13 protein-coding genes are annotated in these 22122 nt (G+C 39.8%); 11 read left to right on the top strand and 2 right to left on the bottom strand.

Annotated elements, in window-relative coordinates; all coding sequences use genetic code 11:
- Positions 1-25: 25 nt before the first annotated feature.
- The 11 genes from I6E11_RS11435 to I6E11_RS11385 all read left to right on the top strand — a co-directional run bounded on the left by I6E11_RS11435 (position 26) and on the right by I6E11_RS11385 (position 19335).
- The gene (locus tag I6E11_RS11435) at positions 26-949 is read left to right on the top strand and encodes an NAD(P)-dependent oxidoreductase (protein ID WP_235338133.1); all 924 of its coding nucleotides are present in this window, start codon (positions 26-28) and stop codon (positions 947-949) included.
- 14 nt (positions 950-963) lie between these two features.
- Complete coding sequence (locus tag I6E11_RS11430; RefSeq protein WP_235338132.1) at positions 964-2211, top strand: DUF1015 domain-containing protein; 1248 nt, start codon at positions 964-966, stop codon at positions 2209-2211.
- A 312-nt stretch (positions 2212-2523) separates the two neighbouring features.
- Positions 2524-6516, top strand: coding sequence for a hybrid sensor histidine kinase/response regulator transcription factor (locus tag I6E11_RS11425; RefSeq protein WP_235338131.1), 3993 nt, complete (start codon positions 2524-2526; stop codon positions 6514-6516).
- 267 nt (positions 6517-6783) lie between these two features.
- Positions 6784-7704: a glycoside hydrolase family 16 protein gene (locus tag I6E11_RS11420; protein WP_235338130.1), complete on the top strand. Its 921-nt coding sequence runs from the start codon at positions 6784-6786 to the stop codon at positions 7702-7704.
- Between the two features lie 26 nt (positions 7705-7730).
- Entirely contained in the window at positions 7731-10922 is a 3192-nt protein-coding gene (locus I6E11_RS11415; RefSeq protein ID WP_235338129.1) for a SusC/RagA family TonB-linked outer membrane protein, read from the top strand.
- Between the two features lie 28 nt (positions 10923-10950).
- The gene (locus I6E11_RS11410; protein ID WP_235338128.1) at positions 10951-12642 is read left to right on the top strand and encodes a SusD/RagB family nutrient-binding outer membrane lipoprotein; all 1692 of its coding nucleotides are present in this window, start codon (positions 10951-10953) and stop codon (positions 12640-12642) included.
- A gap of 37 nt (positions 12643-12679) precedes the next feature.
- A complete protein-coding gene (locus tag I6E11_RS11405; protein WP_235338127.1) occupies positions 12680-14251 on the top strand; it encodes a hypothetical protein in 1572 nt (523 codons plus the stop codon).
- Between the two features lie 29 nt (positions 14252-14280).
- Positions 14281-16620 (top strand): glycoside hydrolase family 3 N-terminal domain-containing protein, encoded by a 2340-nt coding sequence (locus tag I6E11_RS11400; RefSeq protein WP_235338126.1) that lies wholly within the window; start codon positions 14281-14283, stop codon positions 16618-16620.
- A 106-nt stretch (positions 16621-16726) separates the two neighbouring features.
- Positions 16727-17344: an IMPACT family protein gene (locus tag I6E11_RS11395; protein ID WP_235338125.1), complete on the top strand. Its 618-nt coding sequence runs from the start codon at positions 16727-16729 to the stop codon at positions 17342-17344.
- Positions 17345-17506: 162 nt separating this feature from the next.
- Positions 17507-18523: a L,D-transpeptidase gene (locus I6E11_RS11390; RefSeq protein ID WP_235338124.1), complete on the top strand. Its 1017-nt coding sequence runs from the start codon at positions 17507-17509 to the stop codon at positions 18521-18523.
- Positions 18524-18681: 158 nt separating this feature from the next.
- Entirely contained in the window at positions 18682-19335 is a 654-nt protein-coding gene (locus I6E11_RS11385; RefSeq protein ID WP_235338123.1) for a murein L,D-transpeptidase catalytic domain family protein, read from the top strand.
- Here I6E11_RS11385 and I6E11_RS11380 read toward each other — a convergent pair.
- Both I6E11_RS11380 and I6E11_RS11375 read right to left on the bottom strand, forming a co-directional pair.
- Positions 19330-20610: a sensor histidine kinase gene (locus tag I6E11_RS11380; protein ID WP_235338122.1), complete on the bottom strand. Its 1281-nt coding sequence runs from the start codon at positions 20608-20610 to the stop codon at positions 19330-19332. The two genes, I6E11_RS11385 and I6E11_RS11380, sit on opposite strands and share 6 nt — an antisense overlap.
- 10 nt (positions 20611-20620) lie before the next feature.
- A complete protein-coding gene (locus I6E11_RS11375) occupies positions 20621-21988 on the bottom strand; it encodes a sigma-54-dependent transcriptional regulator (RefSeq protein ID WP_235338121.1) in 1368 nt (455 codons plus the stop codon).
- Positions 21989-22122 lie beyond the last annotated feature (134 nt).

Genomic DNA, 22122 nt, shown 5'->3' with positions numbered 1-22122 from the left:
TTATATCACTTAAATTTTACTACACATGAAAGTCTTGATTGCAACAGAAAAACCATTCGCCAAGGTTGCTGTGGATGGTATTCGTAAGGAAATAGAAGCAGCAGGTTATGAACTCGTTTTGCTTGAAAAATATACTGAGAAATCTCAATTGCTTGATGCCGTAAAAGATGTAAACGCCATTATTATCCGAAGTGACATTGTTGATAAGGAAGTGCTTGACGCTGCCAAGGAACTGAAGATTGTAGTCCGTGCAGGTGCCGGATACGACAATGTTGACCTGGCTGAGGCTACTGCTCACAATGTATGCGTGATGAATACTCCGGGACAGAACTCAAATGCCGTGGCAGAACTTGCTTTCGGTATGATGATTATGGCTGTCCGCAATTTTTATAACGGTAAGGCCGGTACAGAACTTATGGGCAAGAAACTTGGTATTCATGCTTACGGTAATGTGGGACGCAATGTAGCCCGTATCGCCAAAGGTATTGGCATGGACATTTATGCATACGACGCTTTCTGTCCTAAGGAAGCTATCAAGGCTGATGGTGTTACTCCTGTAGATTCTGCCGAAGAACTTTATAAGACTTGTGATGTTGTGTCACTCCATATTCCTGCGACTCCTGAAACACGCAAATCAATCAATTACGATATGGTGAACCTTATGCCTAAAAACGGTTTGCTCGTAAATACTGCAAGAAAGGAAGTTATCGACGAAGAAGGACTTCTGAAATTAATGGAAGAACGTCAGGACTTGAAGTACGTTACAGACATTATGCCTGACATGAACGAAGATTTTGCCGCTAAATGTGCCGGCAGATATTTCTCTACTCCGAAGAAGATGGGTGCCCAGACAGCCGAGGCTAATATCAATGCCGGTATTGCCGCTGCAAAACAGATTGTGGCTTACTTCAAGGATGGTTGCGAGAAATTCCGTGTAAATAAAAAGTAAAAACCTTTCTGCCTATGGCAATAGTTAAACCTTTCAAGGGCATACGCCCACCTAAATCAATGGTAGAGGAAGTGGCTTCCCGACCATATGATGTATTGAATTCAGAAGAGGCGCGTGAAGAGGCTAAGGGTAATGAAAAGTCATTATACCATATCATCAAGCCTGAAATAGACTTTCCGGTTGGAACGGATGAACATGATCCTGCTGTATATGACAAGGCAGTAGAGAATTTCAAGATGTTCCAGGAAAAGGGATGGCTGGTGCAGGACGATAAAGAAAACTATTATGTATATGCACAGACCATGAACGGCAAGACTCAGTATGGTCTTGTTGTTGGCGCATATGTGCCTGATTATATGAATGGCGTAATAAAGAAGCATGAGCTTACACGCCGCGACAAGGAAGAGGACCGTATGAAGCATGTTCGTGTGAACAATGCGAACATCGAGCCTGTATTCTTCGCATATCCCGATAATGCCGAACTTGATGCCATTGTTGCTAAATATACTGCACGCGAGCCGGAATATGACTTCATAGCTCCGGGCGACGGCTTCGGACATACATTCTGGGTTATCGACGGAAAAGAAGATATTGACAAGATTACCGCTCTGTTTGCCGATATGCCGGCTCTGTATATTGCCGACGGACATCACAGAAGTGCAGCCGCAGCATTGGTAGGAGCAGAGAAAGCTGCCCAGAATCCACATCACAAAGGCGACGAAGAATATAATTACTTCATGGCAGTATGTTTCCCTGCATCGCAGTTGACTATTATTGACTATAACCGTGTGGTTAAGGATTTGAATGGTCTGACAGCCGGACAGTTCCTGAAAGCATTGGAGAAAGACTTCATAGTCGAAGAAAAAGGCGAAAGTATCTATAAGCCTTCATCACTCCATAATTTCTCATTGTATCTTGCAGGAAAGTGGTACAGTCTAACTGCAAAACCCGGTACATATGATGATAATGACCCGATAGGAGTACTTGACGTTACAATCTCTTCAAATCTAATTCTTGACGAAATACTTGGCATCAAGGATTTGCGTTCGGACAAGAGGATTGATTTCGTTGGCGGAATCCGCGGGCTGGAAGAACTGAAACGCAGGGTGGACAGTGGTGAAATGGCTATGGCTCTAGCACTGTATCCGGTATCGATGAAACAGTTGATGGACATTGCCGATACGGGAAATATCATGCCGCCGAAGACTACATGGTTCGAGCCTAAGCTTCGTTCGGGATTGATTATACATAAGTTGGAATGATGCCAGTATTTTTATTTTATTGATATTTGTTTGGGCCTGATGAAAATAAAGTGAACTAAGTTCACCTGTATTCATCAGGCGCAATTGTGTATATTGGAATATATAATACGGTTTAAACAATATTTTAATGTAGTCTGTATGTCTTTAAATTAGGTAATATTATTGGCCTGTAACTGTCTGTAGCATTTGATGCTTTATCAGATAATGTTAGAAATAGGTTAACTAAATATAGTATTTGATATATTTTCTATATATTTGTATCATATTAGCCTTTGTGAAATTTAAGGATGTAAGTGTCCGTTTATTTAATATATGAAGATAAATTTAAAATATATCGTATTAGTCATATCTTTTGTATTGTCTGTTTCTGCTTTGTATGCCGAATCGTTCGACGGTATGTTTAGTGTTCGTCACATAGGTCGCACTGATGGATTGAGTAGCGAAAGAGTATTCTCGATAGTTGAGGATAATGACAATGTGATGTGGATTTCCACCAGAACTGGAGTGGACAGATATAATGGTCGTACAGTAAAAAATTATTCATTGTCTGCCAATTACTATTATGGTGATTTGGCAGGGAGAATAATCAGGCTTAATTTTGATAATAAACTGGGGCTTTTGGCATATGATCATACAGGGAGAATATATAAATATCAACCAAATACGGACAGCTTTGAATTATATTTGTTTTTGGGTGAGTATATTGAGGGGGAAATTATTCTTAATAAGATATTTTCTGATGAAAATGGAACGCTTTGGTTTGGATTGAGTAGAGGATTATATTCGAAAAAGTCAGACGGTGCTTTATGTTGCGTTTTAGAAGACAACTATATAAATGACATAGCATGTTTGTGTGATTCTTTATTTGTTGGTACATCGAATGGAGTTTTTCGTTTATCATGTAGGGAAGATTCTGTTTCAAATCAACTTGTTGAAGATAAAAATGTACAAACTCTTTATTGCGATAAGTCTGAAAATAAGTTGTGGATTGGTACGTTCAACAGCGGATTGTGGACTCTGGATCTCGGAAATTATTCATTGCATCGTATAAAAGGTCAACATCTGTCTTTTTTAAATCCTATTCGCGCCATTACTCCTTATGATAATAACAGAATACTTGTTGGAATAGACGGTGGCGGAGTATATTTTGTGAACAAACAGACCTCAGAAACAAAGTTGTTTGTAAATACAGAGGATAGTGGAGAGTTCTTTTTACGTGGCAATGGAATCTATGCCGTAACTAAAGACTTTCAGGATAATATATGGATAGGTAGTTATACTGGTGGAGTGTCTGTGGCTATTTCTTTGAAGTATCCTATCAATATAATGACACATGAGCGGGGAAATCCGCAGTCGTTGGTAAATAATAATGTGAATGATATAGAAGAGAATATAAATTATGATTTGTGGTTTGCCACGGATGATGGTATAAGTATTAGGAATAAGTCAGATCATCGTTGGAAACATATATTAAAATCTATTGTAATAGTAGATTTATGTAGTTCAGGAGATGGAAATATCTGGGCTGGAACTTATGGTGACGGTTTGTATCTGATAGATAAAGGGGGACGTGTGATAAGACATCTTACTCAAAAGCCGGGAGGCCTTACCACAAATTATATTTTCTCGGTGAAGGAGGACAAGGACGGAGATCTTTGGATTGGGGGACTTAACGGAAATTTAATTATATCCGACAAACAAGGAAAACGTAAAAATGAGTTTGATATAAACTGGGTTCATTCCATAGAAGAGGTTGATTCTTTGAGAATGGCAGTTGCTACAGTAAATGGTTTTTGTATTGTAGAAAAATATACATCTCAGTTCAAACGTTATGCCACAACCAGTGAGTTCAATGATAAGAATGTCAGTGCTTATATCATTTCAATGTTGTTTAATGGTGACGGTACTGTATGGCTTGGCACGGAAGGAGGTGGACTGAATCTGTATGATATGGATTCTGGTGATGTAAAGACTATTACCACTAAAGAGGGTTTACTATCGGACGACATATATAGCTTGCAACGTGATAATAAAGGGCGTATTTGGGCAAGCACAGGTAAAGGTCTTGCCGTTGTAAATGCCCTGAAGGTTTCAAATCTGAATTATATTCATGATACAGATAAGACATATAACAAATCGGCATGTATCAAACTTTCTGATGATAGGTTTGCTTATGGAAGTACTTATGGGGCTATTTTTATAACTCCTGATGCGATGGCTGTTGAGGAATACGACGCACCTGTCAGGATAACAGATTTAAAATTGGAGTATATCTCTCCCGAGAAGGAAATACAGATGCGTCCGTCCATTTATGCTATGCTCATGGATAAGAAAGTTGAGCTTGATTACAGATATAATTCATTTTCTGTTACTTTTGAGTCAATAAATTATCGTTTTCAGCATGATATAGCTTATCAGTATATTCTTGAAGGGTATGAAAAATCATGGAGTGCGGTGTATTCGTATGGAACTGTCAGATATGTTAATGTATCGCCGGGATTGTACACTTTAAAAGTCAGAAGTCTAAGAAAAAGTAATGGAGAAATTATTTCGGAAGATTCACTTTCAATAAACATCAATCAGCCGTGGTGGAATTCATGGTATGCATGGATAATATATTTGTCTTTAGTTCTCGGTATATTTTATTTCATACTTAGATATAAGAGTAATCAGCTTCAGAAAAGGCATAATGAGGACAAAATAAAGTTCTTTGTAGAGACAGCACACGATATACGGACTCCTGTAACACTTATTATGGCTCCTTTGGAAGATCTTAGTAAGGAAAAAGACTTTTCGGATGATGTAAGTTACTTGTTGGAAACAGCGCGTAATAATACACGTAAGCTACATACGCTTGTAAGTCAATTGCTTGAGTTTGAGAAAATAGACACAAATAAGAAAGATGTAACTCTTAAACCTGTAAATATCAACGATTTGTTAGTGAAGGAATGTGTAAGCTTCCAGTCATATTGTGATAAGAAACAATTGCATATAAAGATGTCTTTGCCTGAACATGATGTGTTTGCAATGGCAGATGAGCAGATGATGGAAATGTTGCTTGACAATCTTATTTCAAATGCTTGCAAATATACATTGGCAAATGGGACAATCAGCCTGTCACTTTCATCTGATAAAAAGAATGTTGTTATAGAGGTTCAAGACACAGGTATTGGTATTCCTGCTGATGCAGGCAGACAGCTGTTCAAGAATGTTTATCGTGCTGTTAATGCGAGACAGACAAACGAACCCGGTACAGGATTCGGGCTGTTGCAGGTTCAGCGTTTGGTGAATATGATGCACGGAAAAATATCATACAAGTCTGAAGTAAACAAGGGCAGTACGTTCTATGTTACGTTACGCAAGGCTGATATTGATTCTTCTTTTGATAATAATGTTATACATAAACAGATATCTCCGGTTATAGAAAATAGAACTGAGTATATTGGTGATGATTCTGAAAATATTAAAGAATCTTTGGATACATTGCTTATAGTCGAGGATAATGACGAACTACGCTGTTATTTAAAGAAGATTTTCGAACGTGATTATCGGGTTATAGATGTATCTGATGGAAGTAAGGCTTTGGAATGTTTGGCAGAAGAATATCCGGATCTTATTCTGTCGGATGTTATGATGCCTGGTATCCAGGGTGACGAGCTTTGTCGTATAGTAAAGGAAAATCCCCAGACATCCGGTATACCGTTTATATTGCTTACTGCCAAAGTAACCCATGACGCGATGGTTAACGGTCTGAAAAGTGGAGCGGACGACTATATTCCTAAACCTTTCAGTGCAGAAATTTTAAGATTGAAGGTTCATAGTATTCTCGAAACCAGAAATCATCTTCGTGAATATGTTCTGAAAAATGTGGTGGCACAAATAGAGAAAAATGAAACTGTTGTCACTGATACTTTGAACAGTGAGGACGAAATGCGGCAAACAGACGGTGGCAATGTTCAGAATGATGCTGTACCGGTATCAGAGGATGATTTGAATTTTATCAAGCATGCAACACAACTCGTCATGGATAATATTGATGATGAAGAATTTAATATTAACCAATTGTGCCAGGAAATGGCTATGAGCCGTACATTGTTTTACAACCGTTTAAAATCGCTTACAGGAAAGGGACCGCAGGATTTCATACGTTTGATTCGTCTTCAGAGAGCGGCAGAACTGTTGAAACAAGGAAAGCCTGTGGCAGATGTAGCCGCTGAAACAGGATTTGTGAATTCTAAATATTTCAGTATATTGTTCAAGAAACAATTTGGTATATCCCCAAGCAAGTTCCTGGAGCAAAACTAATAGATTGTTTTATATTTATATTACGGGCTGACAAATCAATTAATGTTCATAAATAAGGCATTATTGATTTGTCAGCCCGATTTTTATATGTATTATAGGTTAAAAAGCAAAAATGATAGATTTCAACCCTTTTGTGTCAGTATTCAAACCCTGAAAAACAGGATTATACCCAATTTTGCCGACAGCTTAGAAGCTGAATGTGATCTTTAGTTAACTGTAAAAGAGAAAGTGAAAATACATAATGTTTAACCAATAAAACTATCAGTAATGAAAACAGCAATTTTATTTCTATTACTCTTCTTTGGAGTAAGTCTGCAATCGTGTTCAAAGAATGATGAACCGGTAAAACCGGATAATACGGAAGAGGAAATCAAAGATGATAATGAGGGACAGGAGGAAGAAACAGAACAGCCTGATGAGCAACCAGGAGATGAAGAAGAACCTTCAAAACAATGGAATCTGGTATTTACTGAGGATTTCAATGAGTTTAATAATTTAGTCTGGACTAAGGAAACGCATGAAACCGGTTGGGTGAACAATGAACTTCAGGAATATACCGAAGATGGTGTTAGTATAGATATGGACGGTGACAAGACAGTTCTTGTTTTGACGGCCAAGAGAAATGGAGATAAATTTTATTCTGGCCGTATAAACAGCAAAGGCAAAAAAAGTTTTCAATATGGTAAAGTAGAAGCAAGTATAAAACTCCCTAAAACAGCTAACGGATTATGGCCTGCATTTTGGATGATGGGCGACAACGACAAAGAATGGCCTGCCTGTGGTGAAATTGATATTATGGAGATGGGAGAAAAAGAAGGTATAGCTACAAATACATCGGAAACATATATAAATACAGCCATTCATTATGGTCCTGATGTAGAAGGCCATAAGCAGATTTTTCAGACTATGAATGTGGAAAACAGTCTTCAGGATGGCAAATATCACATATATTCCTTAGAGTGGAACGAGAATGAACTGATTGTAAAGGTGGATGATATCTTGATTAAAAAGTTTTATATAGGAGCCGGTAGCGAGCAGTTTGAGTATTTCAATGATAAATTCTATTTCATATTCAATTTGGCAGTGGGAGGAGATTTTCCCGGTATTACAGAGCCTGCACAAATAACAGCCTTGAAGGATGGAGAAAGTGCCCAGATGTTTGTTGACTGGGTCAAAATATATAATTAATCTTAATACTATTACTTAAAAAACTTATGAAGAGATTAAACTACAAGTACACATTGTATTGCGGTACATTGTCTCTTTCCCTTTTGGGAGGAATGCCGCAATTGTATGCTGGAGTTGCTGAAGCGAATCTTTCAGTAATGCAACAAAGCCGACAGGTATCAGGTAATGTAAAAGATGCGATGGGAGTTATTATAGGTGCTTCTATTGTTGAAAAAGGTACCACTAACGGAACTATTACCGATATGGATGGAAACTTTGTCCTGAACGTACAGCCCGGAGCGACATTGGTTATCAGTTATGTCGGTTATAAGACAAAGGAAGTTAAAGTTGGTAATTCGCCGTTGGACATAACCCTTGAGGAAGACAGTAAGGTACTGAGTGAAGTCGTTGTTACTGCATTGGGTATCAAGCGTGAACGTAAAGCCCTTGGTTATGGTGTTGATGAGGTAAAGGGAGAGGCTTTGACAAAAGCTAAGGAGACTAATGTGATAAATTCAATGGCGGGTCGTGTTCCAGGTTTGGTAGTCAGTCAGACAGCAGGCGGACCTTCCGGCTCTACTCGTGTACTCTTGCGTGGTAACACGGAAATGACAGGAAACAACCAGCCTTTATATGTAATCGATGGTGTACCTTTGGATAATACCAACTATGGTAGTGCAGGTACAGAAGGAGGATATGACTTGGGTGACGGAATTTCAAGTATTAACCCTGATGATATAGAGAATATGTCAGTCCTTAAAGGCCCTGCAGCTTCAGCATTGTATGGTAGCCGTGCCAGTCATGGAGTTATTCTTATCACTACAAAGAAAGCAAGTGGTAAGGATGGCGAACGCATGAGTGTTGAATATAACGGTACAATGACATTTGAAACACAGCTGGCTAAATGGAATGAGGTTCAGCAGGTATATGGTATGGGTAGCGATGGTACTTACAGTATAAATGCAGTTGCCAATACAAACAAGAGTTGGGGACCAAAAGCCGATGGCTCAAATATGCTTGATTATTTTGACGGCGTTTCGCGTCCGTATTTGATTATTCCAGATAATGTGTCGGGCTTCTTCCGTACAGGTCTGACTGCAACAAATACATTAACATTAAGTTCTAGTCATGGAAAATCTGGAGTACGCTTTACATATACCGACATGCGTAATAAAGATATTGTTCCTAACACGAATATGAGCCGAAATATATTCAACTTGCGTGCAAACACTAGTATGGGAAAAGTTGATTTGGATTTCAGTACAAATTACACACGTGAATCTGTAAAGAACCGTCCTGCACTTGGTGACAGCAAAGGAAACGTAGGTAAAAACCTGATGACACTTGCCACTACATACGACCAAGAATGGTTGAAGACATATCAGGATGCTAACGGCGAATATTCTAACTGGAATGGTTTGGACCCGTATAATGTAAATCCTTATTGGGATGTTTACAAGAACTCAAACCAATCGGATAAAGACCAGTTCCGTTTCAATGGTAAGGCAATATGGAATGTAACAGACCATTTCAAGCTTCAGGGTACGGTGGGTGCTGAATTCAACTGGTTCAAGTTTGAGGATTTCAAGGCTCCTACAACTCCTGGTTTTGAAGCCGGCAGATTACAGATAAGCAATTTCAGAAACCGTATGTATAACTTTGAGATGTTGGCTTTGTATAACAACACTTGGGGAGATTTCGATTTCAACGCTACTTTGGGAGCCAACCTTTATAAAGTGAACAATGAAACAACTATCAATACGGCCCAAGATATGAAAGTGCGTGATGTCGTGGCGTTGATGAGTTTCAATGAGACAAGTGTTGAACAGAACTTCTACAGAAAACAGATAAACTCTATTTACGGTGCTGTCAATGTAGGTTGGAAACATCTGGTGTATCTTGACGCCACATTACGCGGCGACCGTTCTTCAACATTGCCATTGAGCAACAACACTTATATCTATCCTTCATTTTCAGGTAGTTTCGTGTTCTCCGAATTAATTAAGAACCACAATCTGCTCCCATACGGAAAACTCCGTGTGTCATGGGCACAGGTTGGTAGTGATACCGACCCATACCAGTTGGGATTGGTATATACGAAATCAAGATTCACTTATCCGGGATACTCTATATCTTCAATAAGCAACACTACGATTCCTAATCCGGATCTTAAGCCTACAAGGACAAACTCTTATGAAATGGGTTTGGAGTTGAAATTCCTAAATAACCGTATCGGATTGGATTTCACATATTATAACCAGACAAGTAAGAACCAGATTATGGCTATGGCAAGTTCATGGACCTCCGGTTATACTTACCGTTTGATTAACGCCGGTGAGATTCAGAACAACGGTATTGAAATAGCATTGAATACACGTCCGGTACAGACTAAAGACTTCTCTTGGGATTTGAACCTCAATTTCTCCAAGAACAATAACAAGGTAAAGGAATTGGTTGACGGTATCGATTTGTTCGAATTGGAAAAGGCTACATGGCAGGATGTCCAGATTGCAGCTGTAGTAGGAGAAAATTTTGGTTCTATCATTGGTCCTGATTTCAAACGCAATGAAAATGGTGATATCTTGATTGATCCAAGCACCGGTTTGCCACAATACGACAATAGCAATCATATTTTGGGTAACGCTTCATGGGATTGGACAGGTGGTGTAATAACGAACTTCACATACAAGAATGTTTCCCTTGCCGCTGTGTTCGACATCAAGGTTGGCGCCGATTTGTATTCAATGTCTGCCCGTGCCGCATACGAGTCAGGTAAAGCTTTGGAAACATTGGAAGGACGTGAAGAATGGTATAAATCAGAGGAACAGCGTAAGGCTCTTGGCATAAGCGAGGCAAACTGGAAGCCGACAGGCGGATTCATTGCTCCTGGTGTAATAGACAATGGAGACGGAACATACCGCCCTAATGATATTTATGTAAATCCGGAAGATTACTGGATGAATATCAGCCGTTACGCTCCGTCAATGTTCGTTTATGACAACTCATATATCAAATGCCGTGAAATCACATTGAGCTATTCATTACCTAAATCATGGTTGAAGAATAAGGTGCAGGGATTGACAGTGTCTTTCGTAGCACGTAATCCGTTTATTGTTTGGAAAAATATTCCTAATATCGACCCTGATTCAAACTATAACAATACTACAGGTATGGGTATGGAATACGGTTCTTTGCCATCACGCAAAAGCTACGGATTCAATGTAAACGTGAAATTCTAATTAATCGTAAATCAAAAAGAAATACACAATGAAACGTTACAAATCATATATAATAACAGCAATGTGCATGACACTTGCACTTGCTTTTACAGCTTGCAGCGATGAGTACATGGACGACATGAATACCGATCCGTCGAAAGCTGAGAAAATTGACCCCAACTCACAGTTGACCTTGGCCGAACTCCAGACATACGGTGACCTTGGAATGATTGAAATATATAGAAGCTATATATACGCATTCACACAGCAACTTATGGGATGCTGGAACACGACCAATTACGGAGGTCAGCATAAGGTTGACAATAACGAGATGAACCGTTTCTGGACAAATCTATATACTGCCGGCATAAAGAATCTGGTAGATGTGGAAACACAGACAAAAGGTGATGAAAACCTCGTTAACATACATTCCGCCGCAATAATTTATAAGGTATATCTGATGTCTATCATAACAGATACATATGGCGACGCACCATACTCGGAAGCTGCGAAAGGCTGGATTAGCGGTATTACAAGCCCTCGTTATGACACACAGGAAGAAATATACAACAGCTTCTTCACTGAACTGACAAACGCCGTAGCGGCTTTGGATGAATTTAAAGACGAAATTACGGGAGATGTCATATTCAACGGTGATGTATATAAATGGAAAAAGCTCGGCAATTCATTGAGAATGCGTTATGCTATGCGTATATCCGATGTAGCGCCTGATAAGGCAAAGGAAGAGTTTGAAAAAGCATATAACGATCCGGCCGGCTATATGACAAGTGCAGATGACGATGCGTTGATAGAATATATGAATCTTACGTTCAACTTTGGCCAGGAAGCTTATACCGACTACAGACGCAATGCTTTGTCACAACTGTTCTTTGGTAACGATCCCGCCAACAACCAGACCTACATCTGCTCAACTTTGTTCGATGAATTGAATAATAATAATGACCCACGTACTTTTGTCCTGTCACGTTGCTATTTCGACAAAGGCCTGACTCAGTCAAAACCTGATAACCGTATTGACCTGACTGATGAAATGTTATTCTCAAATGCCACTTTCGATCCATGTCAGCCTGGCGAATTCTGGTATGAGCCATGGCCTGACGATGGATATTGGAGTTCAATTATCGAAGGCTTAAAGAACAGGTACCCGGATAATGCAAATTATTCTAATCCATGGTTGCAGGATCCAACCCGTCCGAAATTGGCTCAAAATTTTCTGAAATCAGATAATCCAGGTGTCGTAATGACTTATGCGGAAGTTGAATTCCTGTTGGCTGAGGCCAAACTGAAAGGTTGGAACGTAGGTGAAACTGTAGAACAGCATTATGAAAAAGGCGTTAGGGCAGCTATGGCATTTCTTAACGATAACTATGGTTGTGATATTAAAGAAGATGATATAAATGCATATATTATCAATCGTTCTATATATTCTCTTTCTGTTGAAGGTAAGAAAGAAGCTATCAATACCCAGGCATGGATTTTACATTTCCATAATCCTTCAGAATGTTGGGCAAATGTCCGCCGCTCGGGATATCCGAAGCTGAAATCTCCGGCTGAATATGGTTATGCTGCCGACAAACTTACAGGTGGATACGACATTCCTGTGCGTCTATGTTATCCTATACTTGAATCTTCATACAATAAAGAAGGTTATAAGGAAGCTTTGGACCGTATGGGTGGAACAAACAGCTGGAACATACCTGTATGGTGGGATAAAGAATAAAAATCTGATACATTAAACATTTTAAATTCGTATATATATGAAAAAGATATATTGGATATTATTGGCATTGATAGGTGCAGGTATGTCTTTTACTGCATGCAATGAGGAAGAACCTTTCTCTACTGCGACCGCAGATGACGAGCCACGTATAATTGCGCCTACTTTCCCGGAATTGGAAAAAAATGGGAATATGAAAACTTTTATGGAACTTGACAGGGATAAATTGTTATCAATAACTGTCACTACAACTCCGGCAGACTATACATCTGTTGTATGGTACTTGGATGGTATAGAAGTGGGAACGGAGAAAACACTTGAAATGAATCTTAATACAGGTATATATAATCTTAAAGTAGTGGTTTCAACTCCTTCAGGTAAATCTACGAGCCGTGAAACTCTGATAAAAATAAAGCCATTGGGAGAGGACCCTCAAAGTGAAGAAAAAGTTTCTGAACGTTTGGTGTCTGCAGGCGGGTATGCCACTATCAGTGGAACCAACCTTGACAAGGTAAAGAAAATAACACTGCAACGAATCAATGTGGCGGAGAGCAAGAGTGATTCGGAAAGTTCTGTAATAGAAATACCTGAATCTGATATTACTTCATTAAGTACATCAGTCTCTTTTTCACTTCCTGGCAATATCGCAGCAGGAACATATCGTGTTACGCTGATAGATGCGGAAGGTAATGAATTTGGAGCAAATACAATAGAAGTTACGCAGGGAGCTTTGGTTAAAGCCTTGTCTGGAAATAACAGGCCTAATACGGAACGTACCTTGACTGGTATGAATCTGAATCAAATAGCTTCGTTAACTATAGGAGGTGAAACTATAAATACGTTTATTAGACAAACTTCAAATACTTTGATATTCACGTGTCCAAATCTTGATGATGGAGTATATAAACTGTCAGGAAAAACTAAAGACGGTGAAAGTCTGAAATTCCTTGTGGAAGAAAATTTAGTAGAAGAAATAGATGTACAGATTGAAGCTTCAGTTGTTGTTACTACATTACCACGAAAATTAACTCCAGGTAATTCGTTCAAACTGACAGGACAAAATCTTGATTTGATTTCTACATTAAGTCTGGATGGGCAGAATATAGTAATTATAGAAAAATCGTTTGAATCAATAACTTGCCAATGTCCTGATTTGGAGGATTACAGGGAATATATATTGAGCGGTAAAGATGAAAACGGAAGGAACGTAAAATTCAAGACACAAGAAGGTGATTTGGAGAATATTAAAATATTGGTACGAGGGGTAGTTGTAACTGAAATGTGGAGTGGAGAACATTATCTTTCATGGACTTTAGAGGATGGTAACCCAAATAAGACGTTTACTGCAGTACAGACTGAAATTCAAAATCTTCCTATTGGTACCAAACTGAAAGTTTATTATTCGCTTAAAGCTGAAGATGATTATCATAAATTGGGAGCCAAAACATCGCATTGGAATGATCTTCCTGGATATTATGAAGTTGATGTCAATGAAGAAGGTTTTCTTGAAATAATTATAACCCAAGAAATAATTGACAAATTATCAGCTGAGGGTGGGTTTATAGTGGTAGGTCATGGAGTAAATATTGTTAAAGTAACAGAAGAATATTAATTACTGATCAAGAAACATAATTGATAAATATGAATTTTAAAAGATTACTTTTAGTTTCGTCCATAATAGGAAATGCTGCCTGCCTCGTTCAGGCGGCAACTCCTGTAGGTTTGACGAAAGATGCAAATATTGAGAAAAAGGTTGAGGCTACATTGTCACGAATGACTTTGGACGAGAAGGTCGGACAGATGACGGAACTTTCAGTCGATGTCCTTGGTAATGTGGTGGACGGCGAGTTTAAGTTGGATAAGGAAAAAGTAAAGAATGCAATAGGGAAGTATAAGGTGGGTTCTGTATTGAATGCTCCCGGGCCGGTTGCACAAAGCCGTGAGAAGTGGAAAGAAATTATAGGCTATATACAGGAAGTATCAATGAAGGAGATAGGTATTCCTTGTATTTATGGTCTTGACCAGAATCATGGTACGACTTATACTCTCGACGGAACACTTTTCCCACAGAATATAAATCTTGGCGCGTCTTTTAATCCTGAACTTACATACGAGTCAGCTGTTGTTACTGCCTACGAAACGCGTGCAAGCAACTGTCCTTGGACTTATTCGCCTACTGTGGATATGGCTAGAGATCCACGTTGGTCGCGCGTTTGGGAAAACTATGGTGAAGACTGCCTTGTTAATGCCATAATGGGTAGCGAGGCTGTCCGTGGTTTCCAGGGAGATGACCCTAACCATGTTTCCAAAGACCGTGTGGCAGCTTCTGTCAAGCACTACCTCGGTTACAGCATGTCGCGTACAGGTAAAGACCGTACTCCGGCTTATATATCAGAATCTGATTTGAGAGAGAAGTGCTTTGCTCCGTTTAAGGCTTGCGTAGAAACCGGTGCTTTGACAATAATGGTGAACAGTGCTTCAATCAACGGTGTCCCTGTGCATGCAAACAGGCAGTTGCTCACAGAATGGTTGAAAGAAGATTTAGAATGGGACGGAATGTTGGTTACAGACTGGGCTGATATCAATAATCTATATACCCGTGAGAGGATTGCAGCTAATAAAAAGGAGGCCATAGAAATCGCCATCAATGCCGGTATAGATATGGCTATGGAACCTTACGACCTTGATTTCTGTACATTGCTGAAGGAATTGGTTGAAGAAGGAAAGGTGCCGATGAGTCGTATTGATGATGCCGTACGCCGTATCCTTCGTCTGAAATACCGTTTGGGACTTTTTGAAAAACCTAACACCGACTATAAGGACTATCCTAAATTCGGCAGCAATGAACATGCCGCAATCGCACTTAAAGCGGCCGAAGAATCGGAAGTATTGTTGAAAAATAAGAACAACATATTACCATTGGCAAAAGGTAAGAAAATTCTTGTAACAGGTCCTAATGCAAATTCCATGAGATGCCTTAACGGTGGATGGAGCTATACGTGGCAAGGACATCTTGCCGACCGTTTTGCAGGTAAGTACAACACTATTTACGAAGCTGTAAGCAACAAGTTCGGTGCAGATATGGTAACTCTTGAACAGGGAGTTACATACGTAGCCGAAGGTGCATATTATGAAGAAAATGCTCCTGAAATAGAAAAGGCTGTAATTGCTGCTAAGAACGTCGATGTCATCATTGCATGTATCGGTGAGAATTCATATTGCGAGACTCCGGGAAATCTGTCTGACCTTGCAATTTCGGAAAACCAGCGTAACCTAGTTAAAGCTCTTGCTACGACGGGCAAACCTATGGTTCTTGTAATAAATGGCGGTCGTCCACGTATTATCAGTGATATCGAACCTTTGGCGGACGGTATAGTAAACATCTTGTTACCTGGTAATTATGGTGGTGATGCATTGGCAAATATACTTGCCGGCGATGTTAATCCAAGTGCCAAGATGCCATATACATATCCAAGAAACCAGGCAGAACTTACAACGTACGATTATCGTGTAAGCGAGGAAATGGACAAGATGGAGGGGGCATATGATTACGATGCGGTGATTTCTGTTCAATGGCCGTTCGGCTACGGATTGAGTTATACTACTTTCGATTACAAAAACCTGAGTGTAAATAAGGATACATTTACAGTGGACGACAAACTCGAATTTACTATAGACGTTACCAATACCGGTAAAGTTGCAGGCAAGGAAGTTGTAATGCTGTTCAGCAGCGATTTGGTAGCATCGCTCACACCAGAGAACCGCAGGCTGCGCGCATTCAAGAAAGTGGAATTACAGCCGGGTGAGACCAAAACTGTAACATTGACTATCAAAGGAAGTGATCTTGCTTTTGTAGGTGCTGACGGAAAATGGATACTTGAGAAAGGTGATTTCCGTATGCAGGTAGGAAATCAAGTCTTGAATATTAAATGTTCTGATACACATAAATGGGAAACTGCTAATATCTGTGTTAATAAATAGCTTTGTCTGATTGCTTTTAACGAGCCTGGTCATTTTGAAATGGCCGGGCTTTTTGTTTGTAAACATTAAATAACTACCTTTGCATTATCATTCAAAATGTCATAAAATGCAGCAGGAAGATACATATAAGACCATAGAGGGGATTTCCGAATCAATTTACACAGAAAAGCGAAGCAAATTCATAGCTATAGCTCTTCCGGTACGTACACTTAGAGAGATAAAGGCATATCTTGAGGAGTATCAGAAGAAATATTATGATGCCCGCCACGTGTGTTATGCCTATATGCTTGGGGCAGAAAGAAAGGATTTCCGTGCCAATGACAATGGTGAACCTTCCGGTACTGCAGGACGTCCTATACTCGGTCAGATAAACTCTTTCGGACTTACTGACATACTTGTTATTGTGGTGAGATATTTCGGGGGAATAAAGTTGGGTACGAGTGGGCTTATTGTTGCATATAAGACTGCTGCTGCTCAGGTTCTTGAGGAAGCTGTGGTGATAGAAAAAACAGTTGATGAGGATGTGTCTTTTGCTTTTGAATATCCTTTTATGAACGATGTAATGAAGATTGTAAAGGAAGAGGAACCGGAGATACTTGAGCAGTCGTATGACATGGACTGTCTGATGACGTTGAGAATCAGGAAATCATCGATGCCTAAATTGAGATCACGTCTGGAGAAAGTGGAAACACTGCGTTTTATTGAAGACGATGAAGAACTTTAAATGAAATGATATTATAATTTTGCAAGTATAAATCCGTCAATATCTAATTGGTAATTAGGATATATTGAGATTTAATATTGTATAATTATCAGAATTTTGGATTAGCTATTGTGAATTAATTATAAAATGCTACCTTTGTAATTGAACGATAATAATTGAACTATGAAAGCATTTGTGATTTCTTTACTTCTTGTCTTTCTTGTTTCGGGGTGTGAGATGAGAAAAGATGGAAGTCTTGTTCCTTTGGAAGAAGTAGAGGAATTGCTTGAAAGTATCACTATAACAGATTTGTTTCAAGAAAAGCCAGTAACGGCAGAAGACATTAAAATCACCAAAGAACTTTTATTCGATAAATATACCCTTGAGGATGTTTATCCGTACAAGGACACCGTGCGTTCCATAAAATGGGATGTCATAAAGAAGTGCCTGGCATACGTCGAGAATATGGAACCTGAATCCGGAAAATGGTGCGTGATTCAGAACTATAGAAACAGAAATGGTGAGGCTCCATTGGTAAGAAGGTTTGTCAGAAATGAATATACGCGTGTTTCTGATACTCTTGGTGTGGAAAGGTATCAGTCTGTTCCACTGTATTTATTGTCGGATACTGTAACTCCCGAGCGTTACGGTCGTGACGGCTCTCTTGCCTCGGTTCTTGGAAAAACGGGTGGATATATCCATATACGTCCTGCCACGTTTGATGATGAATGGTATGTTCCTGAGAGATATGTAAAGATGCTTCCCGATTCTACAAACTTCCATCATGTGATTTTTGTTGACCGTGGAGACCAGAATATAACTACACTTGAGAGAGTGGCCAAGACTGAATGGAAGGTTCGTAGTATTAATCCTGCAACAACAGGCCGTCATCTTCCTCCATATGCCCAGGAAACACCTCTTGGAATGTATCTTGTTCAGGAAAGGAAGCAGAAGATGATTTTTCTGAAGGATGGTTCGAGTGCTGTTGGCGGATATGCGCCGTATGCAAGCCGTTTCACAAACGGAGCATATATTCATGGAGTACCTGTAAATGTTCCAGCCACAAAGATGATAGAATATAGTTGGAGTTTGGGTACCACTCCACGTTCCCATATGTGTGTCCGTAATGCTACCTCGCATGCCAAATTCGTTTACGATTGGGCTCCTGTACAGGAAAGTCTGGTTGTGGTCATTGAATAATTTCCGATATAACATTTCATTGAGTTTTTTAACTAACTGATTTTCAGAGATGTTAATATAAAGCATTATCTTTGCAATCGAATTTTCATGATTATTTGGTAATGCGCAATATATTGATATCTATATTTCTTGTTTGTTCCGGCTTTATAATTCCTGCTATGGCACCGTCTTCTGCCAGTGGTATGCTTGTACATTCTCCTTCCGAAGTTGATGAGTGTGCCAACCTTTATGCGTCAATGCAGCTTGAAGGAATTGTAAATTATAAGGCTTTTAGACAGGCGGTAGAGGGATACAGGAAAATAGAAAACCGTCATCGCGACATTCTTACCCTTATAGATTTCTCCAAACCATCTACAGAGAAGCGTCTCTATGTATTCGACATGAAGGGCCGCAAAATGCTTTTCAACTCTCTTGTATCGCATGGCAGAAACAGCGGCGAAAATTATGCCACATCATTTTCAAACGAATACGGCTCTTACAAAAGCTCATTAGGATTTTATCTCACCGAAACTACTTACAACGGTGGTAACGGATATTCGCTTATCCTTAATGGACTGGAAAAGGGAATAAACGATAAGGCAAAGGAACGTGCCATAGTGGTTCATGGCGCATCGTATGCCAATCCTTCAGTGATAAAAGGTGGTGGACGTTTGGGCAGGAGTCTTGGATGTCCTGCGCTTCCTCAAAAGATTTCAAAGCCTATTATTGATGCAATAAAGGGTGGAAGTGTAATGTACATTTATGCCGAGAAACCTGAATACCTTGCTCAAAGCGAGATATTGTCTGATGTAGCAGACGGAAAGGAGTCATGATTTTCCCATTATAATCGTAAATACTGTTCCGCAACCGACTTTTGATTCTACGTCTATAAATCCGTCGTGAAGGGTTATAATCTGTTTGCAAAGGCTCAAACCTATACCAGAACCGTTGGGCTTGGTGGTGAAGAACGGGACGAAGATTCTTTCCTTCACTTCAGGCATAATACCCTCTCCGTTGTCCGATATGGTGAATTTTATAGAATCGTTTTTGTGATATACGGCTGAAACTTCTATCTGAGGTTTTTCTGTTTTTCTACATGCCTCAATGGCATTCTTAATGATGTTCAGGAACACCTGTTCCATTTGCACCCTGTCGGCTGATAGGGTTATATCATTATCTTCCAGAGTAAAATGTATATAGTCTGTGGCTGTAAGTCCTTCGATGTCCTTGAAAAAGTCGTAAACTTTTATTTCGCTTTTTACGGGTGCTGATATTCGTGTAAGTTTTCTGTAGTTGTCTACAAACTCCATCAGGCCCTTGCAGCGGCGGTTTATTATTCCCAGTCCCTGGGAAATGTTTCTCTGGGTGCTTTCGTTTGTCGGGAATTCAGCGCTTCTTTCTTGCAAAGTGTCCGACAATGATATGATAGGGGTGATGGAATTCATAATCTCATGCGTCAGTACCCTGATGAGTTTTTGCCATGCCTCCATCTCGTTCTTTTCCAATGCAGAATGGATATTGCTCATGCTCACGATGAATTGTTCCCGTCCGTGAACAGAAATCCTTGTACATGAAACTGATAAATCAAGGGTTGATTCCTGCTTCTTTCTGTGTACTATCTTTTCCTTATTGTTCAGTGCATTCTGAATATCTTCCGGCAGTTTGAATACTTCCGGACCCAATATACTCTTTGCCGATTTGTTCATCCATATAATTCTTCCGTCGTTATATGTAGAGATTACGGCTGTATCTACACTGTTCATCAGATTTTTGTAGTACTGGAATTTCGTCTCGTCTTCCATAGCAGAGTTTTTCAGGTCCTTTATGATGAATGTTAGGGTTTCTGCCAGTTCGGATATCTCCCTGTCCTTGAAAGGAGGAGTTATTATACTGCTTGTGTCTTTCGATTTCAGACATTCTATAGCTTTCCTTATCATCTTTGTCTGTTTGTTTTGCAGCCGGTATATGTTTATTATTACGAGCAGACATAAAACAGAACAAAGCAGACAGGAGAAAACGAGTTTAGTATGCATACAGTAAACCGTTCCTGCCATACACAGAAACAGCGCTAATGTATTTGTCAATATGTAGATATTGAATCTTCCCATACCTGATGAATTAAAGTTGTAGTTTGTCTATTTTTCTGTAAAGTGCGAATCTGCTTATACCTAATAGTTCGGCTGCCATAGTGTAATTGCCGTTTGTCACCTTTATGGCCTTTTCTATAGCTTTCCTTTCCAAAGCCTCTAGGTTCAGTTCCTCGTCAGGCAGGCTTTTCTGTTCTTTGGCGTTGTGTGCGAAAATAAAGTCGTCTGTACGCAACGAACTGTTGTCGCTCAATATCACAGCCCTTTCTATTACGTGCTGAAGTTCTCTCACATTTCCCGGCCATGAATACTTCATGAGTTTGTTTTTTGTATCCCTGTTGATGCTGGAGATTTCTTTTCTGTACTTCCTGTTGTACATTTTCAGGAAATGTTCTGCCAGCAGGATTATGTCGTTTCCTCTTTCCCTGAGTGGCGGTATGTGCAGTTCTATGGTATTTATGCGGTAGAGGAGGTCCTGGCGGAACTTCCCTTCGTCTATCATAGCTTGAAGGTTTGAGTTGGTGGCAGATATCAGACGTATGTCTATCGGTGTATGTTCCACTCCTCCTAGCCTTGTGATATATCTTTTCTCCAATGCAGTCAGCAGTTTTGCCTGCATAGGCAATGACAGGTTTCCTATCTCATCAAGAAACAGTGTACCTCCCGATGCCATCTCCATTCTTCCCGGTTTCGATTTCCTTGCATCTGTAAATGCACCTTTCTCATATCCGAAAAGCTCACTCTCGAACAACTGTTCGGGTATACTTCCCAGGTCTATGGTGATAAAACTTTCTCCTGCACGTGGCGAAAGACTCTTCACCATACGTGCCACCATGTCCTTACCAGTACCGTTCTCGCCTAAAATCAATATGTTGGCGTCAGTTTCTGACAGTCTGTATATAGTATCCTTCAGCTTTCTTACGGCCGGAGATTCTCCTATGAAATCCGATATCGGCGATTCGTTTCCCATAGCCGATACCTGTTCGCGCAATCTGTTGATTTCTTTGTTAGATTTGCTAAGTTTTATGGCAGACGACAGTGTGGCAAGCAGTTTCTCCTTTTCCCAGGGTTTTGAGATAAAGTCGGTTGCACCAGCCTTTATAGCCCTTACAGCCTTTTCGGTGTCTGCGTATGCCGTCATGAACACCACTATAGCCTTGGGGTCAATACTCAATATTTGTTCCAGATATTCAAATCCCTCATTACCGCTTATTGCGTCGCGACAGAAATTCATGTCCAGAAGTATCACGTCCGGACTGAAAGTCTCCATGAAGTGCTTTATCCTCGAGGGCTGGGTAGTTACTTTAATCTTTTCCATATATGGCTCCAGCAGGAGATTTAATGCAAACAGCACATCTTCATTGTCGTCTATAATAAGTATTTTTCCTTTGTCTTCCATGTTATTATGTTATGTAGGTCGGCGGCATTGCTGCCGCTTTCCCCATTAAGAACTGTACGTGCGACTTTCACCGCATACAGCTCAGATAATTCTAAATTTAATTCTCATAAAATTAAATCGGCTCATAATCATTT

It is taken from the genome of Bacteroides caecigallinarum, assembly GCF_021531075.1.
Lineage (GTDB): Bacteria > Bacteroidota > Bacteroidia > Bacteroidales > Bacteroidaceae > Phocaeicola > Phocaeicola caecigallinarum_B.
This window is presented reverse-complemented; position numbering and strand designations above follow the sequence as displayed.